Consider the following 25,959-nt stretch of genomic DNA (forward strand, 5'->3'; position numbering starts at 1 on the left):
GCGCACTAGGCTCGGGGGATGTCCGAGCAACGCCGCCTTCCGTTGTGGGCGGGACGCACGGTAGCGCTGCTGGGCATCGTGCTCGTCGCATTCACCCTGCGCCAGGCGGTGGCGACGATATCGCCGATCCTCGGCGACATCCGGGTGAACATCCCGATTTCGAACCTTGGCGTCGGGCTGCTCGGCACGTTGCCACCGATCCTGTTGGCGGTATCGGGGTTCATCGCACCGCGCGTCGCCCGTAACCTCGGCCCTGACGGCGGCATCGTGCTCGCGCTGCTGCTCATGACCCTCGGCCATCTCGTGCGCGCGTTCGCCCCGGGCTTCGCGGTGCTGCTCCTCGGCAGTGTTCTCGCGCTCGCCGGTACGGGCATCGGCAATGTGCTGCTGCCGCCCATCGTGCGCCGCTACTTCCCCGACCGGGTAGCGCTGCTGACCGCCGTCTACGTCTGCATCGTGGGCGTGGGCACGGCCGTGCCCGCCGCGGTCGCCGCCCCGGTCGCCGCGCAGCTCGGCTGGCGGTTCGTGCTCGGCATCTGGTCGGTGACCTCGGTAGTCGCGCTCGTGCCGTGGCTCGTCGTCATCGCGCGCGAGCGCCGCCAGCGACTCTTGGACGCCGCCGTTGAGTCCCCGCCTGCCGCTGTTCTCACGCGCCTATGGCGGTCAAGCGTGGCCCTGTCGATCACCGTCGTCTTCTCGACCAGCACGATCTGCACCTACGCGGCTTTCGCGTGGCTGCCCGAGATCCTCGGCGACATCGCCGGCTCGACGCCGACCGAGGCCGGTGTGCTGCTCGCCATCACCGGCCTCATCAGCGTGCCCGGCGCGTTCATCGCGCCCCTCCTCGTCGCGCGGCTGCGCAATGTCGGCTGGCTGATCGCCGCCGGTGTCGCGAGCTTCGTATTCGGCTACCTCGGCCTGCTGCTCGCGCCCGCGACACTCACACTGCTCTGGGTGCTGCTCATCGGCTCCGGGTCGATCCTGTTTCCGATCTGCCTCGTGCTCATCAACGTTCGCACCCGTTCCCACGACGGCACCGTCGCGCTGAGCGGCTTCGCCCAGGGCGTCGCGTACGCGCTCGGCGCGCTCGGTCCGCTGCTCGTCGGGCTCCTGCACGACATCAGCGGCGGGTGGACCCTGCCGCTGCTGTTCCTGCTCGCTGTCGCCCTCGTGGCGACCATCCCGGCGATCACGCTGGCACGGCCCGCGTTCGTCGAGGACGAACTCGCCCGCTGACACACCGCTGGACGACCCAGGCGATCCTCGCCCACGCCGCTGTCTCCGCCGCCCACCGCGACCAGCCCGACCCCGGCCAGGCTGATCGCGCTGACCGTCAACGATCAGGCGCTGTCTTCGTTGGGGGATGCCCTCCAACCAATGGATTCAGGTGAACCGACGTTGGCGCCAGACAGAGCCCAGGGCTGGCAGCTCAATCCGCGCGGTCGGCGGTCGGTGCCGACCGTCGATCAGGGGAGCAGATTGGGAGGAACAGAATGCCCTGAACAGCCCTGAACTGCCGCTAACAGCAACCGACGGTGCTCAACTGCACCCACCCCTGCCTGCTGATTCAGATTCTCAGCAGGTCAGAGTCGGTGCCGCATCCTGTTTCGCCGCGACGGTAGTGCTTACCGACGCCGGACAGAGGCGAGGGCCTTGACCTGTGGTGATTCGGTGCAGCGGTGCGGCGTGACCGCCGGTGGGGGCGGGTCTTCTTGGCGGTGACGCCGAGCTTGGTGCAGGTGTCGTGCCAGTCCGTGTCGAGGCCGGCAAGTCTTGCTCCTCGTAGTACCGCAGCGCCCGGACACTGACCCGGGTCCTCGAGCCGCACAGTGATCTGCTTCGCAATACTTGCCTCTGACACCAATGTGAGGTTTTAGCCTGACGTCATGCAGATCAACGGCACGAAAGCCCTCGTAACAGGCGCCAACCGTGGCCTCGGCAAGGCCTTCGCCGAGGCTCTCCTCGCCCGCGGCGCCACCACCGTCTACGCCACCGCCCGACGCCCCGACCGCATCAACATCCCCGGGGTCGTCCCCCTCCAACTGGACATCACCGACCCGACATCCGTAGACGCCGCGGCAGCCGAGGTGGGCGACCTTGATGTCCTCATCAACAATGCTGGCATCTCCACAGACGCGCCCCTGCTCGGGCCCTCTACGGAAAACGTCCGCCGCGAGTTCGACACCAACTTCTGGGGCACCCTCAACGTCACCCGCGCCTTCGCCCCCAGGCTTGCCGGTGGTGCCATTCTCAACGTCATCTCAGCGCTGAGCTGGTACACCTTCAGCCCCGCCAGCAACGGCTACGCCGCCTCCAAAGCTGCGGAGTGGTCTCTCACCAACGGCATCAGGCTCGAGCTGGCCGACCAGCAAACCCAGGTCACCGCCCTGGCCCTGGCCATAGCCGACACCGACATGATGGCCGCCTACGACATCCCTAAACTCCCACCTCATGAGGTGGTCACCATGGCACTGGACGGCCTGGAAGCGGGCAAGCTGGAAATCATCGCCGACAGTCCCACCGCCAATGTGAAGGCCTCGCTTTCCCGTGATCCCGCCCTCTTCTACGCCGACATCCACGCCGCCCTCTTCAGCTGACACCACCACCTCCTGCGCAGCCGGCCAGGGAATGTGAGGCCGACCGACGTACTGCTGGGGCTGGCGGTGAACTCTACGACCGCAGCTTCCGGACCCTGGCCGACGCCGTCTGGTCCCTTGTGAACACAAGGATCCGAGCGGCCCGAGCAGCCAGCCCTGCCAACCTGCGCCGCGCCCACGAACTGGTGGAAAGCTCCGCGACCATCGGCAAGGTGGTCATCGTCGGCTTCGACCGGTGAGACGGCGACGGCGAGCAGCGCCCGGCGCGGACGAGGCCGATTATGAGTTACCTAGGCGGATCGGGGTCGCGCCTACCGGGACACGGACAATCTGGTACGGCGGGATGCGGTCGTCGGCGTTGCCGTTGAACAGCGGGGCGCGTGGCAGTTGGTTGAGGCTGACGTACAGATAGCCGTCTGCGGCGAGCGCGAGGGTGTCCGGCCACAGCGCGCCGGGTGCGTGCAGCACCGTGGACCACGACCCGTCGGCGGCGAAGGGGCGGGTGCCCTCCGAAGCGAGGCGACGTACGTCCTCGGCTGGGGAGGCGGTCCAGGTGTGGATGATCGCGAGCGCGCGGTCGAGGTCGTGGTTGAGCAGCGTACGGAGGGCGAACTCGGAGGTGAGGCGGCCGGTCAACTCAGCCAGCAGGGCCATCGCGTCATCAAATGCCTCCGCCCCGCCGTCGGCGACCGCCTTGGCGGCGATCGCGCTGGTGACCGGCCAGATCAACCATCCGTCAAAGGGCGGCTGTCCGGCCCGTCCGGCCCGGCGAACGGTACGGGCGAGGTGGGCGTACCCGCCGGGGAGGTCCGCCAGGAGGGCGTCTCCGAGTAGGTCGGCGCGTTCCCGCAGCGAACGGTTGGCGAGGTCGCCGGCGGCGGAGCGGAGCGCGGTGAGTGGGGTCCCCGGGGCCGCGGACGCCACCGCCCGGATCAACATTCTGGCCGCGTGCTCACCAATGAGGTCATCGGCGAAGGGCATGGCGTCTCCAGGGGTGATGTCGCCTCCGGCGGAATTCGCTGGAGCGTGGGACCCATGCTGCGCGCGACGCAGGATGGTCGGCAGGGCCCAGCTACCCGGGAGCACGGCACCCTGGCACGCCTCCGACCAGGGGCTCTACCCTGGTTGACATGCGCAGCAGCAATGCTCTTGGGGAGTTCCTCCGGGCCCACCGCGCCCAGGTCGACCCCGCAGATGTCGGACTGCGCGGGGGTGGCGACCGGCGGGTAGCCGGGCTGCGCCGCGAGGAGATCGCCGTGCTGGCCGGAGTGAGCGTCGACTACTACGCCCGCCTCGAACAGGGTCGGGAGCGCAACCCATCCCCACAGGTACTCGATGCGATCGGACGGACCCTGCGGCTCAACCCGGACGCGCGAGGCCACCTCTTCCGGCTCGCCGGGCTGAATCCCAGGCTCGGCCCGAACAGCTCCCGGGACCTGGTCCATCCCACGCTGCTACAACTGCTGGACGCCTTCCCCACCTCGGCCGCCTACGTGCTCAATCCCGCATTCGACGTGCTCGCCACCAACAGCGTCGCGGCGGCGCTGCTCGCCCCGTTCGCAGGCACGACCAACATGGTGCGGGTGCTGTTCCAGCACCCGCAGGCACGCACCGTTTTCCTGGACTGGCCCACCCTGACGGAGAACGCCGTACACGCCCTGCGCCTCAACGCCGGTCTCTTCCCCGACGACCTGGAGATCCAGGCGCTCGTCGCCGATCTGCGGCAGGCCTCACCGGAGTTCCGCGCCCTGTGGGAGGACCAGACCGTGCGCGGCCTGACCCGCCTGTTCAAGGTCTTCCATCACCCGGACGCCGGGCGGATCGAGCTCACGTACCAGACCTTCGACGTCCGCGACGCGCCCGGTCAGCAACTGCTCGTCGGCACGCCGGAACCAGGCAGCCGCAACGCCGAGGCGCTCGCCTACCTGGCCGCCATACACACACCCGCCTGAAAAAGCACAGCCAACGCCGTTCACCCCTGTGCCGTAACAGAAACTTACGCAAATGGGTATCGCTACTCGGCGGAGCCAGTGACGTGATCTCAACAAGAATCCGATAGGTAGCGGTATTCGAAGTGCGAGAAGGCGGGCCTTCCGCTGATCGACCGTTTCGTGTCCTTCGACATCACCGACGACGGCGAGCCCGAGATCGGCGCACAGATCGCGCAGCTCCACAAGCGCAGCTACGAGGAGAACCAACTGGTGGCCGACGTGCCGTCCTTCGCGGCGGGCGCGGTCCCGACCTCGGCCCTTTCTGCCGCCCGCCAATATTTTGCTGGCTGTTGACTGTGGAATGTTGGTGCCAGGCCATCCGTACGTCTTACCGGCCTGTCCGACGACGGCCGCTCGCGGGATGATCTCACCTCCGGCGAGTAGGGGGCCGAGTGTCAGATGGTGTCGCTCTGGTACGAGTTGACCCCCGGAGTGAGTCCGGAGGAGGTCGTGGAACGCCTCGATGAAGAGTTCATGCTGCAGGCCAGTTACCGGGCCGATGTCGATCTGCCCTGGACCACTGCCGGGGACAGTGGCATCGGTCCAGGCCGCCTTCCACTCAGGGGCCGAGCGCCGCACCGGCAGGGATCGTTGAAATCAATCTTGTTCAAGGTGTGGGGCGATGGCACGCCGTGAACGGATAGTCAAAATGGGATGCCTGCTGCGCGATGGGGTGGTGGGTCTTCCAGGGAGTCACTGCTCGGCATGCTGCGGCTCGCCGCGCATCACCTGGATATTTCCGAACGGCCTTGACGGCTCCGGTCGAAAGCGCAGAACTCTGCAACGGTCCAGAATTCTCGGAACAGTAGGTCAGGGTGCCTGAGTAAGATCAAGAAACCGCCGCTGCTCGTCCCAGGATACTGAGCGACCGGTATGTGTCTGCGAAACAGGTCGCAATGCCGCTTGACGTACGCGATCGTGTCGGTGACGTCGCTGGATGCCCGGAGCGGCACGCCGCCGACAGCACCAGCCGGGTCAGGCGGCCACCGTACGGTAATGGCGGTAGAGGGCTCCGGTGGCGCCGAGCCGTTGCAGAAACGGCGCCCAAACGTCGGCGATGTGCGCTGCGGCCTGGGCCTCACTGCGCCATTCGGAGAAGCTCAACACCCGCCGCCCGTCCAGGCTGACCTGCAGGTGAGCGGCGATAGCACCCGGATAGTCGCGGTCGGTGCCCTCGCGTTCCTCCTCCCCACGAAGCATGTCGTCGACCCAACTCTGGGCCGAGGTCTGCTCGTCCATCGTGAAGAAGGCGACGGGAAAGGATTCCGGCAGTGTCGCACCGCCCTCGGCGCTGCCGCGAACGACACGGTACGGCCGGAACGGTATCGACATCGGTTCATCCGGTCGGCACGTCCACCACTGGGGTCCACCCGCACCCTGGGCGGCCGGCCCGGTCGGTGGCGGGCCGTCGCCGGCGTGTCGGGCGTAGGCCAGCACCTCGTGGCCGTCGCCGCTGACGAAGACGCTGAGCGCCACCGGCCGCATCGAGTGGGGTGCCCGCACATGACGGCCCGCATCCCGCACGGCGGCACTCTGCCAGTGTCGGATCGCGCTGTCCGCGAGCTGCTGCTGGTGCTGCTGGTTGCGACCCTTGACGACGGTGACCAGCACGACGGCGGTGCCGGGATCGTCCAGGACGGGGCGCAGAGAGGGCTGAACCGAGGTCATCGAGAGGCTCCAAACTGGCGGCGCGGTCGGTGTGACCCCTTGAGCCTGCAGGGTCGAACCGACCGGCCGGGAGGTCGTACCGTCAGGAGTTCGCAAGGTTTTGGCCGATAGTTCAGGAGTCACCAAAATTGTGATCAAGATCGATGTCCAGGGCGGTGAGCCGCTGCCGGGTCAGCTCGTCCAGGCGTCGCGCGGCCCGGGGGTCGAACCCGGCGGTGTCGACGCGGAGCCTGACCCCTTCCACGAAGGCGGTCAGCGGATCCGCCGGCGGATCGTCCAGGGCGGCGAGAATCGGTGGCAGCACGGCCGAGACCGGCTTGGCGTTCTGCTGCATCGCGCGGATGTGCGGCAGCGTGGCCCTGTCGTAGGTGCCGGAGAAGCCCGTCGCGGTGACACCGGGATGGATGAGCACGTAACGGGGGCCGGCGGGGCTGTGCTGTTCGGCGAACGCGACGCCGAGCAGGTCGTTGAGCTTGCCTCCCTGCCCCAGGGCGGTGCCGCCGTGGTAGTCCCGGTGCAGTTCCAGGTCGTCCCAGTGGACCACGTTCAGATCGGCGCCAGGACCGGCCACGTTGACCACGACCGCTCGGGGCGCCCGGCGCATCGCTGGCACGAGACCGTGGCTGATCAGGTATCGGCTGAGGTAGAAGAGGGCGAAGTTCTCCTCGATGCCCTCGGCGGTCACGCTGCGCCGCGAGTGGTAGTGGCGGGCGCACAGGACGACCGCGTGCACCATCGAGTACGCCTTCCGGATCTGCGCGACCGCGCGGGAGGTCTCGCGCAGCAGGCTGAGATCGGCGTGCACGAAGTGCAGCCGCTCCCGCGCACCCAGCTGCGACGCCCGCGCCTGGACGATGTCGGCCTTGACCGGATCCCGTCCGACGAGGACGACGGTGTGACCGGCGGCCAGCCGTTGCAGCGCCACGGCACGGCCGATGCCGTCGGTGCCGCCGGCGATCACGACAACGCTCATACCCGCTTCTCCGCACCGGCCAGGGAGGTATCGCTGCCGGCCGGCGGCTGCTCCTGCGGCTCCTGCGCCGGGAGGCGCCCGGGCAGCAGGTTGCTCGCGAGGATGAGCACCGCCAGTGCGCCGACCATCGTCCAGAACGCGGCGTGGAAGCCGCTCAGCGGATTGCCGTCTCCGGCGGTCAGCATGACCACGGCGACGGCGGCGATGCCGATCGAGGCGCCGAGCTGGTTGAGCATGTAGAGCACCGAGCTGCCCTGCGGGACGAGTTCGGCGGGAAGTGTGCGGTAGAGCGAGCCGATGGTCGGCGCGCCCACGGCACCCAGCCCGAACCCGATAGTGAAGGAGGCCGCCGTCACCCAGACCTGCGACGTCTGCGGGCCCATCTGCGTGAAAGCCAGGGCGCTGAGACCGGCCAGGGTGGCACCGCCGAGAGCGAGCAGGCGGGCACCCACCCGATCGGAGCGCCGGCCGGCCAGTGGCATGGAGATCGCCGAACCGATGCCGAGCGGGGCGAGCAGCAGGGCCGCCTCGAAGGTGTCGTGGCCCCGGACCAGTTGCTGGTAGAGCGGCAGGGCGAAGATGCTGGCGAAGGTGACGAGCCCGACCAGGCCGCCGACCAGGACACTGGCGGCGAAGCTGGGCCGGGTGAACAGCCGCAGGTCGATCAGCGGCGCGGTGCGGCGTGGGCGCAGAGCGTGCCAGGCATACCCGCCGAGCAGCAGGACTGCGGCGGCGAGCGGGGCGAGCACCCAGGTGTTGGTGACGGTGCCGCGCTCGGCGACCTGGGACAGGGCTAGCACACCGGCGGCGACGCCGGGGCCGAGCAGGGCGATGCCGATCACGTCGAGCCGGCCGACCGGAGCCGTGTTGTCGGCGTCGCGCGGCACGGTGCGCAGCGACAGTGCCAGGGCGAGCAGCCCGATCGGCACGTTGACCAGGAACATCCAGCGCCAGGACAGCGACTCCAGGATGATGCCGCCGACGATCGGGCCGAGCACCGGGCCGCTGGAGCCGACCACGCCCATCAGGCCCATCACCCGGCCGACACGGGAGCCACCGGCGGCCCGGGCGAGCAGGGTGAGCATGAGCGGGTCGACCAGCCCGGCGCCGATGCCCTGCAGCACCCGGAACGCGATGAGGCTCTCCACGTTCCACGCCAGGCCGCAGAGGATGGACCCGATCAGGAAGACGGCCAGTCCGCCCAGCCAGAGCCGCCGGCCTCCGACCCGGTCGACCGCCCAGGCGGTGACCGGAATCGTCACGGTCAGGGCGAGCAGGTAGCTCGCGGACACCCAGCTGACGGTCGCCAGCGATGTGCCGAAGTCGTGGGCCAGCCGATCGGCGGCCACGGCGATCATCGAGCCGTCCAGAATGCCCATGATCCCGCCCAGCAGCACCACGCCGATCAGACGGCGAAGGGCGGGATCGAGGCGTTGCACCTCTCCTTGACTCATCAGGATCTCCACTAGATCGAGCAACGGATTGCACTGATGGGTGCAGTCTAGGGAGCAGGATAGGGTGGCGCAATGCACTTGGTTAACTAGTTGCTACGGATAGTGCGGTTAAATGCACGGAGAGGTAAGGTCTCATCGTGGAATCGACGATCGTCCCCGCCGGCCGTTCAGCGGCCCGTGGGCGCATTGACAAACGCGAGTCGATCATCGCGGCGGCATTCACCGTGTTCGCCAACCGCGGTTTCGCGAGGGCCTGCATGGAGGAGATCGCCGAGGTCGCCGGCGTGGCGAAGCACACCGTCTACAACCACCTCGGCGACAAGGAGTCCCTGTTCCGTGAGGCGCTGGCGACCGTCGCCGGCGACATGATGGCCGGCAACCTGGCGGTCGTCGAGACGTCCCTGGGCATCGGCGCCGCGGCAGACCCGGAGAGTGCCCTGCACGACGCCGCTCGCCAGCTGCTGCACCGATGTTGCGACAAGCGGTCGTGGGCGCTGCGCCGACTGCTCTACGCCGAGATCAACCATTTCCCCGACCTGCTCGAGGTGGTGTGGGGGCACGGCGCGAGCCGCCTGCGGGAGGCCCTCGCCGACCGGCTGGCCCGGCTGTCACTGGCCGGTCACCTCGACACGCCCGACCCCAGCGAGGCGGCCGAGCAGTTTCTGGCACTGCTGACCGGCCCGATGGAGGCCCGCTCGCATCTCGGCACGAAGGCCGTCGACGACCAGGAACTCGAACGCGTCGCCCGGACCGCGGTACGCACCTTCCTGATGGCGTACGGCAGGCGCGACTGATCGCGCAATGGCGTGTGCCAGTCGACGAGGTCCGGCACGCTGCCACCGCGAAGACGACAGGAGAGGCAGGCGACAATGCGGGTCCTCGTGGTGGGAAAACCTCGTATCGCCCACGGGCATCTCGTCCCGGCGCTGCAACGGCAGGAACACTCGGTGACCACAGTCGACACCGGGGCAGCGGCGCTCAGGGCTCTCCGCGGAGTGGATTTCATCCTGGTCGACCTGCAACTGCCGGACATCGACGGTCTGGAGGTCTGCCGCCGGCTGCGCGAGCGGTGCGACACCCCGGTGATCGCCTTCACCGACGCCGGCACCGAGTTGGATCGAGTGCTGGGGCTGGAGGCGGGTGCCGACTCCTGCCTGGACAGCCCTGTCGAACTCCGTGAACTCATCGCCCGCGTCGAGGCTATCAACCGGCGTGCCGGGCTGCGGGCCGGACCGGGACGGGCCGACACAACCGTGCTGGAAGCCGGTGACCTGCGCATCAACGTGGCCGCCCGGGAGGTCACCGTCGGCGGCCGAGCAGTGGAACTGACCCGCAAGGAATTCGACCTGCTGGTCTTCCTCGCCCGGCACGTCGAGACAGTGGTTACCCGGCAGCGCCTGATGGCGGAGATCTGGGACGACCCACGCTCGTTGAGTTCGCGTGCCAGCCGCACCGTCGACACGCACATCAGCTCGCTGCGCGGCAAACTCGGCGGTAGCGACCGCATTCACACCGTCCGCGGCGTCGGCTTCTGTCTTGTGCCGCGGCCGGCCTCCCCGGAGCCGCCCGTGCCGCACCAGCGCCGCTCCCTGGTTTTCCCGGATCTGACACTCAATTATGGATAAGCCGAAACTCGCCTGGCACAACATTTCCCAGCCCGGTCCTACGTTCGGAAGGCAATGCCCGCCCTCGTAGCGACGGAGACCCGCATGACCACCGTTGAGCCCGATCGGGCCACACCCGGGTGCCCCTACCACTCTGCGGACCTCACCTCCGAAAGACTGGACCTCGACCCCCTGTACGCCGAACTACGGGACCGGGAACCGTTGGCCCGCATGACCATGCCGCACGGCGGCGACGCCTGGCTGGTGACCCGCTACGAGGACGTCCGCGCGGTGCTCGCCGATCCCCGCCTGAGCCGGGCGGCTGGTGTCGGCAAGGACGTGCCCCGCTCGAGCCCGCTGATCCAGCAGCCGGAATCGCTGCTGAGCATGGACCCTCCCGAGCACACCCGGCTACGCCGGCTCGCGGCGAAGGCCTTCACCAAACATCAGGTCGACGCCACCCGGCCACGGGTAGAGGGCATTGTGGACCTTCTCGTCGACCGCCTGGTCGACGCCGGGCCGCCGGCGGACCTGGCCGTCATGCTGGCGTGGCCGATGGGCGTCACGGTGATCTGCGAGGTGTTCGGCGTCCCGCCGGAGGACCGGGACCGTTTCCGGGGCTGGACGAACGAGATGATGGCGCTCACCGCCGACGACCCACAGGCCATCGAGGCCGCCCGGGCCAGTCTGGACGGATACCTGCGCGAACTGATCGCCCGGCGGCAACGCGATCCCGGTGACGACCTGCTCAGCCAGTTGGTCACCGCGCGCGAGGGCGAGGACCGGCTCACCGACGCGGAACTCGCGATCTTCGCGGTCGACCTGCTCACCGCTGGTCACGAGACCACCGCGAACCAGACCGGCAACTTCCTCTATGTCCTACTCGCGCATCCAGAACTGTGGCAGCAACTGGTGGCCGACCCCACCCTGGTGCCCAGTGCGGTCGAGGAACTGCTGCGGTTCACGCCCCTGGCGGCCGCAGTGGCCCCCTTCTCCCGGATCGCCGTCGTCGACGTCGAACTGCACGGCAAGGTGATCCGGGCCGGTGACGCCGTGGTGGCACAGAACGACGCCGCCAACCGCGACCCGGCCGTGTTCACCGAACCCGAGACCATCGATCTGGGCCGTGCCACCAATCCGCACGTAGCCTTCGGTCACGGGCCGCACCACTGTCCGGCGGCCGCGCTGGCCCGCCTGGAGCTGCAGGTCATGCTGGACACCCTGGTGCGCCGGCTGCCGGGGTTGCGGCTGGCGGTCCCAGCCGACGAGGTGAGCTGGCAGCGCAACCGTGTCATGCGCGGCGTGCGGCACCTGCCCGTCAGCTGGTGACGAAACGGCTCGGGCGCGACTCCCCACGGGGTCGCGCCCGAACCGTCGGAGTTCAGCTGAACGACGTGACGTTCTCGGTCGCCCACGTCGCGAACGACCGGGCCGGGCGGCCCAGCAACGCGGCGACGTCGTACACCGGCCCGGGCTGTCCGTCGCGTTCGCGCTGGTAGTCGAGCAGGGAACGGACGAAGGTCGCCGGTACGTGCGCCGCCAACTGTTGGGCGTACGTCTGCGGGTCGATCTCGCGTACCTCGATCGGCCCATTGATCGCCGTGGCGATGGCCCGAACCTGTTCGCGGGCCGACAGCGACTGCGGGCCGGTGATCCGGTGCACCGCACCGGCCGGGCCGTCGTCGAACGCACGCACCGCGACCTGCGCGAGATCATCGGGGTGCACCGGCTCGCTGTGGGTGTCCGGGTACGGCATCGCCACCCGGCCCTCCGCCCGGATCTGCGCGGCCCACTGCAGCGCATTGCTGGCGAAGGCCCCGGGACGCAGCACGGTCGCGCCGATCCCGGAGACCTCGATGGCCCGCTCGACCAACAGGTGCTGGCGCGCGATCGGACCGGGCTGGCCGGCGTCGTGGTCGATGGCCAGCGACGACAGCAGCACGATGTGCCGCAGGCCGGCGTCGGCGGCCACCTTCAGGAGCTGCTCGGCGCCCTCGGGCTGGGCATAGAGGAAGACCTGCTCGACTCCGGCCAACGCCCGTGCCGCCGACGTGGGCGCGGCCAGATCAAGCTCGACCCATTCCACGCCGCCGGGCAGGTCCGCGCCGCCGGGCAGGTCCGCCGGCTGCGTCCGGCCAGCCGCCCGGACCGGCCGGCCCTGTTCGTACAGCTGCCGCAGGACTGTGGCGCCGATGCGCCCGCCGGCTCCGGTCACCAGGATGGTCATGGCTGGTCCTCCTTCAGGTGGGTCGGGCCGAGGCTGCGGAACAGGTGGTAGCGCCGGAAACCGATCGGTCGCACGCCGGGGGTCGCGGCGGTGGCCCGCAGTGTTGCCCGCCGGGTGGCGCCCGCGAGGAATGCCTCGTGGGCCGCGTCGTCGGTCCACCGCGCCAGGTTGAGCACCCGGGTGCCGTCCACGCTGAGGTGGAAGCGGGCACTGAGCATGCCGCGATGGTGCTCCGGGGGCGTCTGCTCCAGCGCCCGCACCACGGACGTGACGATCTGCTCCTGCCGGGGCGGGTCGTCGACGTCGAAGTCGGCGACGACCGTGCATCCGGCCCTCGGAGCGCCGTCGAGCACGATGGACCTGTGCGGCCGGTACTCGACGGCGGTGCGCCGGGCCACGCCGGTCAGAGTGCTGACGTGCCGGGCGTAGGCGTCGGGGTCGGCGGCGCACACGTACAGCAGTGCGGTCTCAGCGGTGACCCCGGCATAGGCGTCCAGCGTCAGCAGACCCAGCGGCCACGGGGCCGCGGCCCAGGCCGCGGTCACCTCCTCGAGCACCGCGGCGGTCGCCGCCGGAGTGTGCCAGCGGGTCACGAAGACCGCCGCGACGGCCGGCTCCGGGGAGCCCGGGTCAGCCATACGGGTGCTCCGCACGGGCGGCACGCAGCGGGCGGGCCCACCAGACGAGCTGGTCGAACAGTGTCTTGGCGGCCGCCGCGGCACCCGCGTCGGTCACCGTCGTGCCGACCGGGAACTGTTCCCAGGCGTGGTGGAAGCTGACCGTCTCCCGCACGGTGACGGTGTGCAGCTCGGCGAAGACCAGCCGGAGCTGCTCCACCGCGCGCAGCCCTCCCGCGTGGCCGCCGTAGGAGACGAAGCCGACCGGCTTGCCGGCCCACTCGGTGAGGAACCAGTCGAGGACGTTCTTCAGCGATGCCGGGAAGCTGTGGTTGTACTCCGGGGTCACGATGACGAAGGCGTCGGCCCTGGCCAGCTGCGTGCTCAGCCGGTCACGGGTCGCGGCCACCTCGGGTTCCGGGGACCGCCCGGGTGCCGGCAGCACCAGCGGCAGCGGATGGTCGAGCAGGTCGATGAGGCTGACGTCGAGCTCGGGCCGGGTGGCCGCCTGGGCCAGCACCCACTCGCTGACGGCCGGGCCGAGTCGAGTGTCCCGGACGCTGGCGGTGATCACCGCGAGTCGTAGCGGCGAGATGTCGGTCAAGGAAATGCCTTCCTGTGCGGGGACGAGACGCCGACGGCGGCCAGCAGGCCGACCGCCGCCGCCAGGGAGAGGATCAGCCAGGCGGTACGCCGTTCGCCGGCAGCGGTAACGGTCGCGGCGACCGGCAGCAGCGCCACGGTTCCGACCTGGACCGCCGCCTGGTAGAACGCGATCGCCGCAGGCCCTTGGCCGGGTGGCGCCGCCGTGGTGGCGCGCATGTTGAGCGCGGCGAACGACAGCACCAACCCGAGACCGACCAGGGACAGTGCCGGTAGTACGCCGGTGACGTACCGGGCGGGGTGGGGATGCCACAGCAGGCTCAGGTAGCCCAGCAGTGCGGCGGCAGCTCCCAGGGCGACCAGGCGGTCCCCGCCGAACCGGGCTACCAGGGCAGCGCCCCACGGTGCGGCGAGTGCGAGCGGCAGGCACGCCGGCAGCAGAGCGATCGCGTTCTGCCAGCCGGCCCACCCGAAGCGGCCTTGCAGGTCGAAGGTGAGCAGCAGCAGCAGGGTCTGGTAGCCGCCGTTGAGAGCCGATGCCGTCACCGCCGCCCCGAGCAACGCGCCGGTGATCCGCAGTCCGGCTGGCCGGACGTCCGAGTGTGTCGACTCCGGCGAGTCCGGTGGCAGCAGACGGCGGCTGAGCAGCATCAACGCGATGGCCACCGGTGCCGGGAAGACGAAGGTCCACCGCCATCCGGATTCGGCCAGCACACCGGACAGCAGCAAGCCGCTGGTGAACCCGGCCGCTCCGAACAGCGAGTACACGGCGACGGCGCGGCGCCGCGCGGCCTCGTCGGGGTAGGTGGTCGCGATGATGGCCAGCCCGGCGGGGGCGGTCAGGGCGGCGCACATGCCCTTGACCGCGCGGATGGCGATCAGCACCGCACCGCTGTCGGCGAGACCGCCGGCAAGGGACGCCACGGCGAAGCCGGCCATCGCCGTCAGGTAGGTGCGGCGGCGGCCGAAACGGCGGGCCAACCACGGCCCGAACGGCAGCAGCACGGCGAACCCGGCGGCGAACCCGCTGACCAGCCATTGTGCCGAGACGAGGGACAGGTCCAGGTCGGCCGCGACGTGCGGCACCGCGACCAGCACCACCGACACCTCGACCGCGTCGAGAATCATGGTGGCGGACAGGACGAGCAGCAGGGCGGACGAGCGGCGCGAGGTGAGCGCCGTCATGACGCCGCGGCCAGCAGCGCCGGAAGACGGCCGGTGACCAGGGCGATATTGTCGGCGACCAGATCGTCGGGCATGCCGGCGACGTCCGCCCAGAAGATCAGGTGGCGGACCGGCAGCCCGGCGGTCAGTTCCTTGATCTCCACTGCCGCCTCCTCCGCGGTGAGGATCCGCAGCAGGCCGCGGGTGTCCCGGGCGTGCGGGTCGCGAAGGTCGTCGAGTGTCAGCGGCGGAGAGGTCTGGCCGGTGCCCTCCAGCGCACCCTGCCGGTAGGAGTTGACCTGGTGCACCAGGTGCGGGCCGATCCGAGCCCATGCCCGCTCCGGGTCCCGGGCCAACAGGATGGGCAGCAGAACCGCGACCCTCGCGACCGAGGGGTCGTGGCCGCCCTCGGCCAGGCCCCGCTGGTACTCCACGAACGACTCACGCGACAGGTGCAGCAGGCCGATGCCGAGCCGGCCCGCCATGCGGGCGCCGCGCGGCCCGTAGAAGCCGCCCCACAGCGGGGGAAGATCCTGTACCGGCGCCGGGGTGATGCCACGCTCGCGCCACAGCTCCCGTACCCGCTCGATGTGCTCACCGGCGCGGGAAATGCGGCGGGCGAAGTCGACGTCGTACAGCTGGTACTCGGGACGGCGGTAGCCGGCCCCGAGACCGAGTTCCAGACGTCCTCCACTGATCAGGTCCACCACGGCCGCCTGCTCGGCGATCTCGACGGGATGGTGCAGCGGGGCCACCACCACCGCGGTGCCGATGCGGGCCCGCCGGGTCCGGGCGGCGGCCGCCGCCGCGAAGGTCAGTGGCTGCGGAAGATAGCCGTCGGCGAACAGGTGATGCTCGGTGAACCAGAGGCCACCGACACCCCGCTGGTCAGCCTCGGTGCAGAAGTCGAGGATCCGGCCGTAGTGGCGGTCGCGGGGCCGCTGCCATCGCTGGGGGTTGCGCAGGTCGAAGAGCAGTCCGACATCCACGGTGCGTCCTTTCAGAGCGGAGGGTTGCCGTGCTTGCGATGCGGGATGTCGCCGTGTTTGGTGGCGAGCATGGCCAGCGCGCGGCACAGCACCGGTCGGGTCTGCCGCGGGTCCACCACGTCGTCGATCAGCCCTCGTTCGGCCGCGTGATAGGGGTGGACCAGTTCCGCGCGGTACTCGGCGATCTTCTCGGCGCGCGCCGCCTCCGGGTCGGGCGCCGCGGCGATCTCCCGGCGGAAGATCACATTGGCGGCGCCCTCCGGCCCCATCACGGCGATCTCGTTGGTCGGCCAGGCCAGTGCCAGGTCCGCGCCGATCGACCGGGAGTCCATCACGATGTACGCCCCGCCGTAGGCCTTGCGCAGGATCAGTGAGATCCTCGGAACGGTGGCCGCGCAGTAGGCGTACAACAGCTTCGCGCCGTGCCGGATGATGCCGTTGTGCTCCTGCACCACTCCGGGCAGGAAGCCGGGCACGTCGACAAGCGTGATCAAGGGAATGTTGAAGGCGTCGCAGAACTGCACGAAGCGGCCGCCCTTCTCGCTGGCCGGGATGTCCAGGACACCGGCCAGAACGGCGGGCTGGTTGGCCACGATTCCGACCACCTGCCCGTCGAGGCGGGCGAGGGCACAGACCAGATTCCGGGCGTACGTCTCGTGCACCTCCAGCAGCTCGCCGTCGTCGACGATCTCGGCGAGCACGGCGCGCATGTCGTACGCCCGGCTGCCGTCGGCCGGCACCAGGTCGAGCAGCGCGTCGCTGGGCCGCTGTGCGGGATCACCCCCGACGACGGTGGGTGGTAGTTCGCGGTTGTTGGCCGGCAGGAGCGACAGGAGGTACCGCACGTCGGCCAGGCAGCTCTCCTCGTCGTCGTGGACGAAGTGGGCCACCCCGGATATGCCGGCGTGCACGTCGGCGCCGCCGAGTTCGTTCTGGCTGATCTGCTCACCGGTGACCGCCCGCACCACGTCCGGCCCGGTGAGGAACATCTGCGCGGTGTCGCGGACCATGAACACGAAATCGGTCAGGGCCGGGCTGTACGCCGCGCCTCCCGCGCAGGGCCCCAGCATCACGCTGATCTGCGGGATGACGCCGGAGGCGCGGGTGTTGCGCTGGAAGATGCCGCCGTAACCGGCGAGGGCGGTCACCCCCTCCTGGATGCGAGCGCCGGCGCCGTCGTTGAGCGACACCAGCGGGGCCCCGGCGGAGATCGCCAGATCCATCAACTTGTGGATCTTCTGGGCGTGCGCTTCCCCGAGCGCTCCGCCGAAGATCCGGAAGTCGTGGGCGTAGACGAACACGGTGCGGCCCTCGACGGTGCCCCAGCCGGTCACCACACCGTCGGTGTACGGGCGGCGGTGTTGCAGGCCGAACTCGGTGGCGCGGTGCCGACGCAGAGCCTCCACCTCGGTGAAGCTGTCCTTGTCGAGCAGCAGGTCGATGCGTTCCCGGGCGGTCAGCTTGCCGCGGGCATGCTGGCGTTCGGTAGCGGCGGGGTCCGTGCCCAGCCGGACCGTCTCCTTGAGGTCGGCGAGTTGCGCCGTGCTCTGCCGGATGCTCATCCCAGCAGCGTCCCGCCGGTGGCGTCGAGGAAGGCGCCGGTGATCCAGCGCGCCTCGTCGGTGGCCAGGAACGTGACCACATCGGCGACGTCGCCGGTCTGACCGACCCGGTTGAAGGCGGACAGGCTCGCCATCTGCTTCACGGCCTCCGGGATGTCGAACACCGGCCCGCCGTTGTCGGTGATGCCGGGCGCGACCGTGTTGACGGTGATGCCGCGCGGCGCGAGCAGCCGCGCCAGGTGCAGGGTGAGCTGCTCGATGGCGCCCTTGGTCATCGCGTACGGGATCTGGTCGGGGTTGGCGACCCGGGTGAGCCCCGAGGAGATGTTGATGATGCGGCCGCCGGCCGGCAGGTGCGCCAGCGCCCGCTGCACGAGGAAGAACGGGGCTCGGGCGTTGACGGCGAAGAATCTGTCGAACACCGCGCCGGTGACCTCCTCGATCGGGATGCCGGTTGCGGTGGTCTCGCCCGCGTTGTTCACGAGGATGTCGAGGGTCGTCTCCCCGGTGCGGTCCTTGAGCTGCTGTTCCAGGCCCAGGAACAGGGTGTGCACGTCGCCCGGGACACCAAGTTCGGACCGCACGGCGAAGGCCTGGCCACCGTCCTTCTCGATCAGGGCCACGGTCTCCTCCGCGGCACCGGTGTTCGCGGCGTAGTGGACGGCCACCAGTGCGCCCTCGCGGCCCAGCCGGATCGCGATCGCCCGGCCGATGCCACGGCTGGATCCGGTGACGAGTGCGGTCTTGCCGGTGAGTCGGCTCATGCCGGAACACCTTTCTTCTCGGAGTCGTGGGTGAGCGCCGTGCGGTCGAGGCCGCCGACAGCACGGGCCAGATGGTCGCGGGCCGCGTCGAGCTGGATCAGTTCGGTGAACACCGACCGCAGGCCGTCCACGCCCGGGTCGCCCAGCAGCAGGTCGGCCTGGACGCGGATGTTGGTGAGCGTGCGGGCGCCGGCCGCACGCCGGACCCGGTCGTAGCCGACGAGCACGCTGTCGCCGGCGTCACCCCTGGCCCGAGCGGCGAGCCGCGGGCCGAGCTCGGCGGCGTCGTGCAGGCCGAGATTCAGCGCCTGACCGCCGGCCGGGAGTTGCTGGTGGGCGGCGTCGCCGGCCAGCACCACCCGGCCGCGGACGTACTCGGCGGCCTGCCTGCCGACGTCGTCGAAGGCGTTCACCCAGCGGGGCGTGCCGGGTCCGATGTCCTCGCCGGTGACCTCGGCCCAGGTCTCGGCCAGTTCGGCGTACGGCACCGGCCCGCTACGCCACCGTGGTGCGGCACCGTAGCGGTGCACCATGATCCGGGTGGCGCCGTCCGGCCACCGAACGGCCGTGGCCATACCGCGCGGCAGGCGTTCGAAGCGCCGGTCCGGCACGTCGATGCCGTCCACGTCGGCGCGTAGCAGCTCCCGCCTTGGTCCGGTGGCCGGTTCGGTCAGACTGAACCCCCCAAGCTGGCGTACGGTGCTGCGTTCGCCGTCACAGCCGGCCAGGTGACCGGCGGCGAGCCGGGCCGGGCCGGTGCGCGTGTCGAAGTAGTCGATCTCGACGCCGTCGTCGTGTTGCCGCAGCCCGGTGACGACCGCCCCGCGCCGGATGTCGGCGCCCGCCGCGACCGCCCAGGTGGCGAGGACCGACTCCAGGCGGGTCTGCGGGCACTTCCACTGCCCGGCGTACGGGTGCCCCGCCTCCCCTGCGGCGAGATCGAGCCGGATGCCGCCGAAATGACCAGGCCCACCCTCGGGCAGGTCGCCGAGCAGGGGAAGCACGTCACGCCCGGCCAGCAGTTCCATGGTGTGCGCGTGCAGGGTGGAGGCGCGTGATTCGGGGTGCGGCGCGGTCCGCTGTTCGAGCACGGTGACCGTGACGCCGTGCCGGGCGAGGTCGCCGGCCAGCAGCAGGCCGACCGGACCGGCTCCGGCGACCACCACGTCGCGGCGTCCCGGATCGCCGGTGGTGGTCATCGCCGGGCTTCCGCGTACTCCTTGGCATGGCGCAGGGTGGTCAGGCTGTTGCCACCGAGGGCCTCGCGCAGGAACCGGTGAGCCTCCGGCAGGCCGGCATCGGCGCCGAGGATGCCGGCAATGCGGTCCGGGTTGATCGCCACGGTGTGTTCCGCGGTCGCGGTGGTCCGGCCGTCGGCGTCCTCGTCCAGCTGCCAATAGCCGGTGTGCAGGGTGAGCAGGGCCGGCAGGGTGGTCTGCTTGTAGACGATGCGGTGGTGCGCGAAGGCCACCCGGACCGACTCGGTGACGTGCGAGGAGCCGTCCTTGGTCAGCGTTGTCAGCCGCAGGTTCTGCAGGCCGGGCGTGGGTTCGCTGAACTCCACGTCGGACACGTGCGGCAGCCGGTCCGCCCAGTGCTGAGCCTCGTTGAGGAAGTCGAAGACATCCTTGGCGGAGCCGTCGATCTCGACGCTGTCGCTGAACGACCGGGTGAGCTCGCCGTCCGCTGTCAGTTCCAGGCTGTCGCGCAGCCCGGGCAGCTCGGCGCGGCTGTTGTCGTCGACGGCCCGGTCGATCCAGGCGAGCTTCTCCGGGTCGTCGTCGATCGCGGAGTACTCGTGCAGCAGGCGGACCCTGCTGCGGCGTTGGGCGAGCGGCTCGATGATCCAGGTCCCGGTCATCTCGCGTACCGGCGGGGCGGGCACCTCCTGCCAGAACCGGATGCGCAGGCCGGCTTCGTCGAGTACGCGGCGTGACGTCCAGTTCTTCGCCTCGCCGTTGGCGGTGGCCCAGATGCGGATGCGTTCCTGGTTGCCGTCGCGTTCCAGGTAGTCGACGTGGATCGAGGGCGGGAACAGTCGGGGCCAGTTCTCCACCTCCGCGAGCAGGCGGTAGACGTCGTGGGCGGACGCCTCGACGAGGATCTCGTGTTCGACCTGGCGGTCGGCCATGACAGGTCCTTTCGGGAGGGTCAGAAGTTGCCGAGGCCGCCGCAGACGTTCAATGCCTGGGCGGTGATCGAAGCGGCGGGGTCGGAGGCGAGGTAGCCGACCAGACCGGCGACCTCTTCGGGGGTCGAGTACCGGCCGAGGGGGATCTTGGCCTGGAACTTTTCGAGGATCGCTTCCTCGCTGGTGTCGTACGCCGTCGCGTAGCCCTGCCGGACCCGCTGGGCCATGGGCGTCTCGACGTAGCCGGGGCAGACGGCGTTGACGGTGATGCCGGTGGGTGCCAACTCGTTGCCGAGCGCCTTGGTGAAGCCGACGACACCATGTTTGGACGCCGAGTACGGTGCGCCGAGCACGACGCCCTGCTTGCCGGCGGTCGAGGCGATGTTGATGATCCGGCCACTGTCCTTGCCGCGCAGGCCACCGGTGTTGAGCACCTCCCGGGTGACCCGGAAGACGCTTGTCAGGTTCGTCTCCAGCACGTCGGCCCAGAGTTCGTCGTCGAGGTCGGCGGTGACCCCGCCGCCACTGCGGCCGGCGTTGTTGACCAGGATGTCGATCGGGCCGTACCGGTTGACGGCGCTCTGCACGAAGGCGTGGACCTGCGCGCCGTCGCGCACGTCCACGGCGGCGCCGTCGACGTCGAGACCCTCGCCGGTCAGCTGCTTGACGGTGTCGGTGACCGCGGCGGCGGTCCGCGCGCCGAAGAACACCCGGTGTCCCTGGGTGGCCAGCAGGCGGACCACGGCCAGGCCGATCCCGCTGGTGCCGCCGGTGACCAGCGCCGTCCGGCCGGCGCTCATGTCGGGCTCCCGGCGGCGAGCTGGGTGTTGACGGCGTCGATGACTTCGCGGGGGCGGGTGTCGCCGACGAGCAGTTCGTCGTCGAGGCCGACAGCGAACTCGCGCGCGATGCGGCTGCCGGTCTCCAGCAGGGCCAGCGAGTCGTAGCCCAGGTCGGCGAAGGCGGTGTCCAGGATGTCGCCGGCAAGGTTGACGTTCTCGCTGGTGCCGGCGCCGTCTCGCAGGATGCGCCGGAGGTCGTCGAGGGTGAAGGGAGTGGATCCGGGCATGGTTTGGCCTTTCCGGTCAGCAGGGATGGGAGGTGCTGACGAGCACGGGCTGTGGCGCGCGGACGACCAGGGCGGAGTTGAAGCCGCCGTGGCCGCGGGCGAGCACCAGGGCGGTACGCACCTGGGCGGGTCGTGGCGCTCCGGTGACCAGGTCGAGTTCGTACTCCGGGGCCGGGTCGCTGTTCACCGTCGGCGGGATGACACCGTCGCGGATGCTGAGCAGGGCGGCGGCCACGTCCAGCGGGGCAGCGCCCGAGTACAGCCGGCCGGTCATCGTCTTGGGGGCGGTCACCGGCACTCCGCGCGGGCCGAACACGGTGCTGATCGCGGCGGCCTCGACCTGGTCGAGTTCGGGAACCGCGGCCGCGTCGGCGAAGACCACGTCGATGTCGGTGGGGTCTACGCCGGCCTCGGCCAGTGCGAGGGTGACGGCACGGACCAGGCCGGAGGGGCGGCCGGTGCCGGGGGCCGGGTCGGTGGTCGCGGCATGCCCGGCGATCTCGCCATAGACGTGCGGGGCCTGCCGTCGCCGTGCGTGCGCCGCGTCCTCGACGATCAACAGGGCACCGCCCTCACCGGGTACGTGCCCGGCCGCGCGTTGATCGAACGGCAGGTAGGCGTGTTGCGGGTCGCGGCCGGTGCTGAGCCGTCCTCCGGCCAGCTGGGCGACCCAGCCCCACGAGCACAGGGACGCGTCGACGGCGCCGGCGACGACCACTGGTGTTCCCTTGCGGACCTGCCGGCGGGCGTGGGCCAGGGCGTCGAGTCCCCCGGCCTGGTCGCTGACGACGACGGCGCTGGGGCCGCGCAGCTTGTTGCGGATGGAGATCTGGCCGCTGTTGACGGCGTAGAACCAGGCGAACGACTGGTAGGCCGAGACGAACTGCCCGCCCTGGCTCCACAGCGCCCGCAGTTCCTTCTCACCGAATTCGAACCCGCCCGAGTGACTCGCGGTGATCACGCCGATGTCGTACGGCCCGAGGTCGGCGGGGGTCAGCGCCGCGTCGGCCAGGGCCCGGTCGGCGCTGACCAGGGCCAGTCGTGTCATCCGGTCGGTCTGCGGCAACAGCCGGTCGGGCAGCTCCTGCTCGGGCGCGAACCCGGTGATCTCACCGGCCAGCGTGGCGGGGTATCCGGACGCGTCGAACCTGGTGATCGGGGCGATGGCGGTCCGCCCGCGCAGGGTGGCCTGCCAGTATGGGTCGACGCCGACGCCGGTGGGGCTGGCGATGCCGAGCCCGGTCACGACGGTGCGGATGGTCATCGTGGGCTCCTGTCGGGCCGGGCCAGCACCACGGCGCTCTGGAAGCCGCCGAAGCCGCTGCCGACCGAGAGCACGGCGTCGGTGCGGTGGCTGCGGGCCGTCAGTGGCACGTAGTCGAGGTCGCAGTCGGGGTCTCGGTGGTGCAGGTTGGCGGTGGGCGGCACGACGTGGTGCTCCATGGCCAGTGCGCAGGCGGCGACCTCGATGGAGCCGATCGCCCCCAGCGAGTGGCCGACCATCGACTTGATCGAGCTCATCGGGACGCGGCGGGCGTGGTCGCCGAGGCCGTCCTTGACGGCGGCAGTCTCGTGCCTGTCGTTCTGCTTGGTGCCCGAGCCGTGCGCGTTGACATAGTCGATGTCGGAGGGGTTGAGCCGCGCCTCGGCAAGGGCCGTGCGGATCGCCTCGGCCATCTCCCGGCCGTCGGGGCGCAGCCCGGTCATGTGGAAGGCGTTGGACCGGGTGGCGTAACCAGCCACCTCGGCGTAAACGTGCGCGCCGCGGCGGCGGGCAGCGTTCAGTTCCTCGAGAACGAACACGGCGGCCCCCTCGCCGAGCACGAAGCCGTTGCGGGTCGCGTCGAAGGGACGGGAGGCGGTCTTCGGGTCGTCGTTGCGGTCGGTGGTCGCCTTGATGGCGTCAAAGCAGGCGACGGTGATCGGCGAGATCGGTGCGTCGGTGGCACCGGCGATCATGGTGTCGGCCAGGCCCTCCCGGATGACGTCGGCGGCGTAGCCGATCGCGTCGAGGCCGGACGTGCAGCCGGTGGAGATCACGGTGCTGGGGCCTTCGGCGCCGGTGGCCCACGCCACCTCGGTGGCGAAGGAGCTGGGCACCAGATAGTCGTAGAGGTGCGGCACCGCGTACCGGTGATCCACAGTGGCCAGCCGGCCGCCGTCGCTGACCGTGCGGTACTCCTGGTCCAGGCTCATCGTGGCACCGACCGCACTGCCAATGGTGACGCCGACGCGGGCCGGGTCGAGGGTGTCAAGTTCCAGGCCGCTGTCCTGCACCGCCTCCCGGGCGGTGACCACGGCGAACTGCGCCGCCCGGTCCATCCGGCGGATCTCCTGCGGGCGCAGGCCGGCGCTCTCCGGGTTGAAGTCGACCTCGGCGGCGACGTGCGAGCGGAACGGCGTGGGGTCGAAGAACGAGATGCGCCGGGTCGCGGTACGGCCGTCGGAGATGAGCTGCCAAAATTCCTTGGCACCCGGTGTGCCCGGCGCGGTGACCCCGATTCCGGTGATGACCACGCGGCGGGGGGCGGTCATCGGGCTTCCCAGTGGTAGAAGCGCTGCGCCAGGGCGTCGGCCGGGGAGCGCCAGGTCGCCGGGTCGTAGGCCTCGATGTAGGGCTTGAGGTCGGCGCTGATCCGGACGAAACGTTCGTCGGTATGGGCTTCGTGGATGCGTTCGGCGCCGTCCGGTTGGTCGAAGTCCTGCAGGTGGAAGTAGAGGCCGCGGTAGGCGAACAGCTCACGGCGGCGGGTGCCCATCCGGTGCGGCATGTCGGTGTCGTCGAATCGGGAGAACAGATCCGACACCGCGCCGGCGGAGTCGGGCTGCATGCGGGCGACGATCAGGGTACTGTGCGTCATCATTTCTCCTGGTTGCGAGCGCGGGCCGGTCCGAACCACCGGTTCAGCGCAGTGGGCAGGTCGTACCGGGTGCCCGGGGCGGCCCAGGCGACATAGCCGTCAGGCCGCACCAGGACCGCGGTGGCGCCGGCGAGCGACTCAAGGGACTGCGGGTCGCGTGGACTCGCCGTGACGATGTCGACGCGGTCACGCCAGCCGAAGGCTCGCCGGCGTAGCCACGGGTTGTCGTCGAGGTCGAGGAGCACGCCACGGCCGGGACGTAGCAGCGCGGCGGTGTCGGACGGGCGGTCGCGGGCCAGCACGGTGAGCCGGGGCAGCCGGGCACCGAGCAGTGGATGGGCGCCGGCGCCGACGTCGTAGCGGATGTCGAGGCCGCTCACCTTGGCCGCCAGGTGCCGCCGCACCGGTTCGTGAGCCATCAGTTCGGTCAGGACGTCGCGGATCGGTTGGGCCTCTTCGCCGCCGAGGATGAGACGGGCCTGCGCCTGGGTGTTGGCCAACAACTGCCGGCCGACCTCATGGCGTTCGGTGTGGTAAGTGTCCAGCAGGCTTTCGGGGGCGGCACCGCGCAGGACCGCAGCCAGTTTCCAGCCCAGGTTGACGGCGTCCTGGATGGAGGTGTTCATGCCCTGTCCGCCGGCGGGCAGGTGCACGTGGGCGGCGTCTCCGGTGAGCAGCACCCGGCCGCGCCGGTACTGTTCGGCCAGGCGCGCCGTGTCGGTGAAGGCGCTGACCCAGATCGCCTCGGCGTGCGAGATGTCGGTGCCGGTGAGCCGTTTCCAGGCTTCGGCGACCTCGCTGAACAGGGGTGGAGCGGTGCGGCGGCGGGGCTCGGCGCCGCGCTCGCAGATGATCACCCGGTTGACGCCGTCGCCGAGGGGCGCTGCCATCACCATGCCATTGGCGAGCACCTGTCCGGTCATCCGCGGTGTGATGTCGGCGCCGCGGATGTCGGCGAGCAGCAACTCGGTGGTGGGTTCGCTGCCGGGGAAGGCGATGCCGGCGCGCTCACGCACCCGGCTGCGGCCGCCGTCGGCGCCGACCAGGTAGCGGGCGCGCAGGTGCTGCTCCCCACCGGCCGTGCGGATCCGAACCTGTACGGAGTCCTCGTCCTGCTTGAGGTCGAGCATCTCGTGTCCGAAACGGATGTCGCCACCCAGGTCGCGTACCCAGTCTTCGAGGACCTTCTCGGTCACCGACTGCGGTATGCCCTGCACGGCGCGGGCCTGCCCGCCGAGCACGGCCAGGTCGAGCGGGATGCCGCCGAAGTGACCACGGGTGGTGGTCTGCAGCTGGGGGAAGCGGGGCAGCAGTCCCCGCTGGTCGAAGGTCTCCAGCGTACGGACGGTGAATCCGAGGCCCCGGGATTCGCCGGAGCGGGCGGTCAGCCGGTCCAGCACGACAACGTCCGCACCGGCCAGCCGAAGCTCCCCAGCCAGTGCGAGACCGGCCGGGCCGGCGCCGACGACGATCGCCGAAGCATCCATGGTTTTCCTCCCGACCGATGGCCGCAGCGCACCATTCGAATTGATGGACGCCACCATCGGAGTGATGCCGACAATCGTCAATCGGTCGCCGCCCTGGATTCAACCCATGCATTCACAGATTCCCCGCAGGGCTGGGTCAGACGATTGTCAAATCCCCCTCAGCGACCCCAGGGGGACGTCTGCGGGACGGTCGCCGCG

26 protein-coding genes are annotated in these 25,959 nt (G+C 70.3%); 7 read left to right on the top strand and 19 right to left on the bottom strand.

Annotated elements, in window-relative coordinates; translation table 11 throughout:
• Positions 1-18: 18 nt before the first annotated feature.
• Positions 19-1,236, top strand: a complete 1,218-nt coding sequence (locus tag ACFYPM_RS04125) for a CynX/NimT family MFS transporter (protein WP_387191035.1) — start codon at positions 19-21, stop codon at positions 1,234-1,236.
• A gap of 650 nt (positions 1,237-1,886) precedes the next feature.
• On the top strand, positions 1,887-2,597 hold the full coding sequence (locus ACFYPM_RS04130) for an SDR family oxidoreductase (RefSeq protein ID WP_387191037.1): 711 nt from the start codon (positions 1,887-1,889) through the stop codon (positions 2,595-2,597).
• A 279-nt stretch (positions 2,598-2,876) separates the two neighbouring features.
• On the opposite strand, the gene ACFYPM_RS04135 is transcribed toward ACFYPM_RS04130, so the two are convergent.
• A complete protein-coding gene (locus ACFYPM_RS04135) occupies positions 2,877-3,578 on the bottom strand; it encodes a hypothetical protein (RefSeq protein WP_387191039.1) in 702 nt (233 codons plus the stop codon).
• A 149-nt stretch (positions 3,579-3,727) separates the two neighbouring features.
• Here ACFYPM_RS04135 and ACFYPM_RS04140 point away from each other — a divergent pair, with 149 nt between their 5' ends.
• A complete protein-coding gene (locus ACFYPM_RS04140; protein ID WP_387191041.1) occupies positions 3,728-4,549 on the top strand; it encodes a helix-turn-helix transcriptional regulator in 822 nt (273 codons plus the stop codon).
• Positions 4,550-4,708: 159 nt separating this feature from the next.
• Positions 4,709-4,882 (top strand): hypothetical protein, encoded by a 174-nt coding sequence (locus ACFYPM_RS04145; protein ID WP_387191043.1) that lies wholly within the window; start codon positions 4,709-4,711, stop codon positions 4,880-4,882.
• Positions 4,883-5,563: 681 nt separating this feature from the next.
• On the opposite strand, the gene ACFYPM_RS04150 is transcribed toward ACFYPM_RS04145, so the two are convergent.
• The 3 genes from ACFYPM_RS04150 to ACFYPM_RS04160 all read right to left on the bottom strand — a co-directional run bounded on the left by ACFYPM_RS04150 (position 5,564) and on the right by ACFYPM_RS04160 (position 8,683).
• Positions 5,564-6,256 carry a hypothetical protein gene (locus ACFYPM_RS04150; RefSeq protein ID WP_387191045.1) on the bottom strand — a complete coding sequence of 231 codons (693 nt, stop codon included), beginning with the start codon at positions 6,254-6,256 and terminating at the stop codon, positions 5,564-5,566.
• A gap of 112 nt (positions 6,257-6,368) precedes the next feature.
• Positions 6,369-7,229, bottom strand: coding sequence for an SDR family NAD(P)-dependent oxidoreductase (locus tag ACFYPM_RS04155; protein ID WP_387191047.1), 861 nt, complete (start codon positions 7,227-7,229; stop codon positions 6,369-6,371).
• On the bottom strand, positions 7,226-8,683 hold the full coding sequence (locus ACFYPM_RS04160; protein WP_387191049.1) for an MDR family MFS transporter: 1,458 nt from the start codon (positions 8,681-8,683) through the stop codon (positions 7,226-7,228). The genes ACFYPM_RS04155 and ACFYPM_RS04160 overlap by 4 nt, the downstream gene beginning before the upstream one ends.
• 137 nt (positions 8,684-8,820) lie before the next feature.
• On the opposite strand from ACFYPM_RS04160, the gene ACFYPM_RS04165 reads away from it, so the two are divergent.
• The 3 genes from ACFYPM_RS04165 (at position 8,821) to ACFYPM_RS04175 (ending at position 11,616) form a co-directional block, all read left to right on the top strand.
• The gene (locus ACFYPM_RS04165) at positions 8,821-9,477 is read left to right on the top strand and encodes a TetR/AcrR family transcriptional regulator (protein ID WP_387191051.1); all 657 of its coding nucleotides are present in this window, start codon (positions 8,821-8,823) and stop codon (positions 9,475-9,477) included.
• Between the two features lie 75 nt (positions 9,478-9,552).
• A complete protein-coding gene (locus tag ACFYPM_RS04170) occupies positions 9,553-10,308 on the top strand; it encodes a response regulator transcription factor (RefSeq protein ID WP_387191053.1) in 756 nt (251 codons plus the stop codon).
• A gap of 84 nt (positions 10,309-10,392) precedes the next feature.
• The gene (locus tag ACFYPM_RS04175) at positions 10,393-11,616 is read left to right on the top strand and encodes a cytochrome P450 (protein ID WP_387191055.1); all 1,224 of its coding nucleotides are present in this window, start codon (positions 10,393-10,395) and stop codon (positions 11,614-11,616) included.
• A 52-nt stretch (positions 11,617-11,668) separates the two neighbouring features.
• On the opposite strand, the gene ACFYPM_RS04180 is transcribed toward ACFYPM_RS04175, so the two are convergent.
• Genes ACFYPM_RS04180 through ACFYPM_RS04250 form a run of 15 tightly spaced genes read right to left on the bottom strand, consistent with a single transcriptional unit; the run spans position 11,669 to position 25,761 of the window.
• Positions 11,669-12,514, bottom strand: coding sequence for an SDR family oxidoreductase (locus tag ACFYPM_RS04180; protein ID WP_387191057.1), 846 nt, complete (start codon positions 12,512-12,514; stop codon positions 11,669-11,671).
• Positions 12,511-13,152 carry a hypothetical protein gene (locus ACFYPM_RS04185; protein WP_387191059.1) on the bottom strand — a complete coding sequence of 214 codons (642 nt, stop codon included), beginning with the start codon at positions 13,150-13,152 and terminating at the stop codon, positions 12,511-12,513. The genes ACFYPM_RS04180 and ACFYPM_RS04185 overlap by 4 nt, the downstream gene beginning before the upstream one ends.
• Positions 13,145-13,735, bottom strand: a complete 591-nt coding sequence (locus ACFYPM_RS04190; RefSeq protein ID WP_387191060.1) for an NADPH-dependent FMN reductase — start codon at positions 13,733-13,735, stop codon at positions 13,145-13,147. The genes ACFYPM_RS04185 and ACFYPM_RS04190 overlap by 8 nt, the downstream gene beginning before the upstream one ends.
• On the bottom strand, positions 13,732-14,919 hold the full coding sequence (locus tag ACFYPM_RS04195) for an MFS transporter (RefSeq protein WP_387191062.1): 1,188 nt from the start codon (positions 14,917-14,919) through the stop codon (positions 13,732-13,734). Before ACFYPM_RS04195 ends, ACFYPM_RS04190 begins: the two co-directional genes overlap by 4 nt.
• On the bottom strand, positions 14,916-15,887 hold the full coding sequence (locus ACFYPM_RS04200) for an LLM class flavin-dependent oxidoreductase (protein WP_387191064.1): 972 nt from the start codon (positions 15,885-15,887) through the stop codon (positions 14,916-14,918). Before ACFYPM_RS04200 ends, ACFYPM_RS04195 begins: the two co-directional genes overlap by 4 nt.
• Before the next feature lie 11 nt (positions 15,888-15,898).
• Positions 15,899-17,449, bottom strand: coding sequence for an acyl-CoA carboxylase subunit beta (locus ACFYPM_RS04205; protein WP_387191066.1), 1,551 nt, complete (start codon positions 17,447-17,449; stop codon positions 15,899-15,901).
• On the bottom strand, positions 17,446-18,213 hold the full coding sequence (locus ACFYPM_RS04210; RefSeq protein ID WP_387191068.1) for an SDR family oxidoreductase: 768 nt from the start codon (positions 18,211-18,213) through the stop codon (positions 17,446-17,448). The genes ACFYPM_RS04205 and ACFYPM_RS04210 overlap by 4 nt, the downstream gene beginning before the upstream one ends.
• Positions 18,210-19,412, bottom strand: coding sequence for an FAD-dependent monooxygenase (locus ACFYPM_RS04215; protein ID WP_387191070.1), 1,203 nt, complete (start codon positions 19,410-19,412; stop codon positions 18,210-18,212). The genes ACFYPM_RS04210 and ACFYPM_RS04215 overlap by 4 nt, the downstream gene beginning before the upstream one ends.
• Positions 19,409-20,344 carry an aromatase/cyclase gene (locus tag ACFYPM_RS04220; protein ID WP_387191072.1) on the bottom strand — a complete coding sequence of 312 codons (936 nt, stop codon included), beginning with the start codon at positions 20,342-20,344 and terminating at the stop codon, positions 19,409-19,411. The genes ACFYPM_RS04215 and ACFYPM_RS04220 overlap by 4 nt, the downstream gene beginning before the upstream one ends.
• 20 nt (positions 20,345-20,364) lie before the next feature.
• Positions 20,365-21,144, bottom strand: a complete 780-nt coding sequence (gene fabG, locus ACFYPM_RS04225; protein ID WP_387191074.1) for a 3-oxoacyl-ACP reductase FabG — start codon at positions 21,142-21,144, stop codon at positions 20,365-20,367.
• Positions 21,141-21,413 (bottom strand): acyl carrier protein, encoded by a 273-nt coding sequence (locus ACFYPM_RS04230; RefSeq protein WP_365066544.1) that lies wholly within the window; start codon positions 21,411-21,413, stop codon positions 21,141-21,143. Before ACFYPM_RS04230 ends, fabG begins: the two co-directional genes overlap by 4 nt.
• A 16-nt stretch (positions 21,414-21,429) precedes the next feature.
• Positions 21,430-22,677 carry a ketosynthase chain-length factor gene (locus ACFYPM_RS04235; protein ID WP_387191076.1) on the bottom strand — a complete coding sequence of 416 codons (1,248 nt, stop codon included), beginning with the start codon at positions 22,675-22,677 and terminating at the stop codon, positions 21,430-21,432.
• On the bottom strand, positions 22,674-23,948 hold the full coding sequence (locus ACFYPM_RS04240) for a beta-ketoacyl-[acyl-carrier-protein] synthase family protein (protein ID WP_387191078.1): 1,275 nt from the start codon (positions 23,946-23,948) through the stop codon (positions 22,674-22,676). The genes ACFYPM_RS04235 and ACFYPM_RS04240 overlap by 4 nt, the downstream gene beginning before the upstream one ends.
• On the bottom strand, positions 23,945-24,274 hold the full coding sequence (locus ACFYPM_RS04245) for a TcmI family type II polyketide cyclase (RefSeq protein ID WP_387191080.1): 330 nt from the start codon (positions 24,272-24,274) through the stop codon (positions 23,945-23,947). The genes ACFYPM_RS04240 and ACFYPM_RS04245 overlap by 4 nt, the downstream gene beginning before the upstream one ends.
• Positions 24,274-25,761, bottom strand: coding sequence for an FAD-dependent monooxygenase (locus ACFYPM_RS04250; protein ID WP_387191082.1), 1,488 nt, complete (start codon positions 25,759-25,761; stop codon positions 24,274-24,276). Before ACFYPM_RS04250 ends, ACFYPM_RS04245 begins: the two co-directional genes overlap by 1 nt.
• Between the last annotated feature and the right edge of the window lie 198 nt (positions 25,762-25,959).

Origin of the sequence: Micromonospora sp. NPDC005203 (assembly GCF_042872705.1) — a bacterium.
Taxonomy (GTDB): Bacteria; Actinomycetota; Actinomycetes; order Mycobacteriales; family Micromonosporaceae; genus Micromonospora.

Coding starts and splice junctions, on each gene's coding strand:
- ACFYPM_RS04125 (WP_387191035.1), top strand. CDS start 19: ATGTCCGAGCAACGCCGCCTTCCGTTGTGGGCGGGACGCACGGTAGCG.
- ACFYPM_RS04130 (WP_387191037.1), top strand. CDS start 1,887: ATGCAGATCAACGGCACGAAAGCCCTCGTAACAGGCGCCAACCGTGGC.
- ACFYPM_RS04135 (WP_387191039.1), bottom strand. CDS start 3,578: ATGCCCTTCGCCGATGACCTCATTGGTGAGCACGCGGCCAGAATGTTG.
- ACFYPM_RS04140 (WP_387191041.1), top strand. CDS start 3,728: ATGCGCAGCAGCAATGCTCTTGGGGAGTTCCTCCGGGCCCACCGCGCC.
- ACFYPM_RS04150 (WP_387191045.1), bottom strand. CDS start 6,256: ATGACCTCGGTTCAGCCCTCTCTGCGCCCCGTCCTGGACGATCCCGGC.
- ACFYPM_RS04155 (WP_387191047.1), bottom strand. CDS start 7,229: ATGAGCGTTGTCGTGATCGCCGGCGGCACCGACGGCATCGGCCGTGCC.
- ACFYPM_RS04160 (WP_387191049.1), bottom strand. CDS start 8,683: ATGAGTCAAGGAGAGGTGCAACGCCTCGATCCCGCCCTTCGCCGTCTG.
- ACFYPM_RS04170 (WP_387191053.1), top strand. CDS start 9,553: ATGCGGGTCCTCGTGGTGGGAAAACCTCGTATCGCCCACGGGCATCTC.
- ACFYPM_RS04175 (WP_387191055.1), top strand. CDS start 10,393: ATGACCACCGTTGAGCCCGATCGGGCCACACCCGGGTGCCCCTACCAC.
- ACFYPM_RS04180 (WP_387191057.1), bottom strand. CDS start 12,514: ATGACCATCCTGGTGACCGGAGCCGGCGGGCGCATCGGCGCCACAGTC.
- ACFYPM_RS04185 (WP_387191059.1), bottom strand. CDS start 13,152: ATGGCTGACCCGGGCTCCCCGGAGCCGGCCGTCGCGGCGGTCTTCGTG.
- ACFYPM_RS04195 (WP_387191062.1), bottom strand. CDS start 14,919: ATGACGGCGCTCACCTCGCGCCGCTCGTCCGCCCTGCTGCTCGTCCTG.
- ACFYPM_RS04205 (WP_387191066.1), bottom strand. CDS start 17,449: ATGAGCATCCGGCAGAGCACGGCGCAACTCGCCGACCTCAAGGAGACG.
- ACFYPM_RS04210 (WP_387191068.1), bottom strand. CDS start 18,213: ATGAGCCGACTCACCGGCAAGACCGCACTCGTCACCGGATCCAGCCGT.
- ACFYPM_RS04215 (WP_387191070.1), bottom strand. CDS start 19,412: ATGACCACCACCGGCGATCCGGGACGCCGCGACGTGGTGGTCGCCGGA.
- ACFYPM_RS04220 (WP_387191072.1), bottom strand. CDS start 20,344: ATGGCCGACCGCCAGGTCGAACACGAGATCCTCGTCGAGGCGTCCGCC.
- fabG (WP_387191074.1), bottom strand. CDS start 21,144: ATGAGCGCCGGCCGGACGGCGCTGGTCACCGGCGGCACCAGCGGGATC.
- ACFYPM_RS04230 (WP_365066544.1), bottom strand. CDS start 21,413: ATGCCCGGATCCACTCCCTTCACCCTCGACGACCTCCGGCGCATCCTG.
- ACFYPM_RS04235 (WP_387191076.1), bottom strand. CDS start 22,677: ATGACCATCCGCACCGTCGTGACCGGGCTCGGCATCGCCAGCCCCACC.
- ACFYPM_RS04240 (WP_387191078.1), bottom strand. CDS start 23,948: ATGACCGCCCCCCGCCGCGTGGTCATCACCGGAATCGGGGTCACCGCG.
- ACFYPM_RS04245 (WP_387191080.1), bottom strand. CDS start 24,274: ATGACGCACAGTACCCTGATCGTCGCCCGCATGCAGCCCGACTCCGCC.
- ACFYPM_RS04250 (WP_387191082.1), bottom strand. CDS start 25,761: ATGGATGCTTCGGCGATCGTCGTCGGCGCCGGCCCGGCCGGTCTCGCA.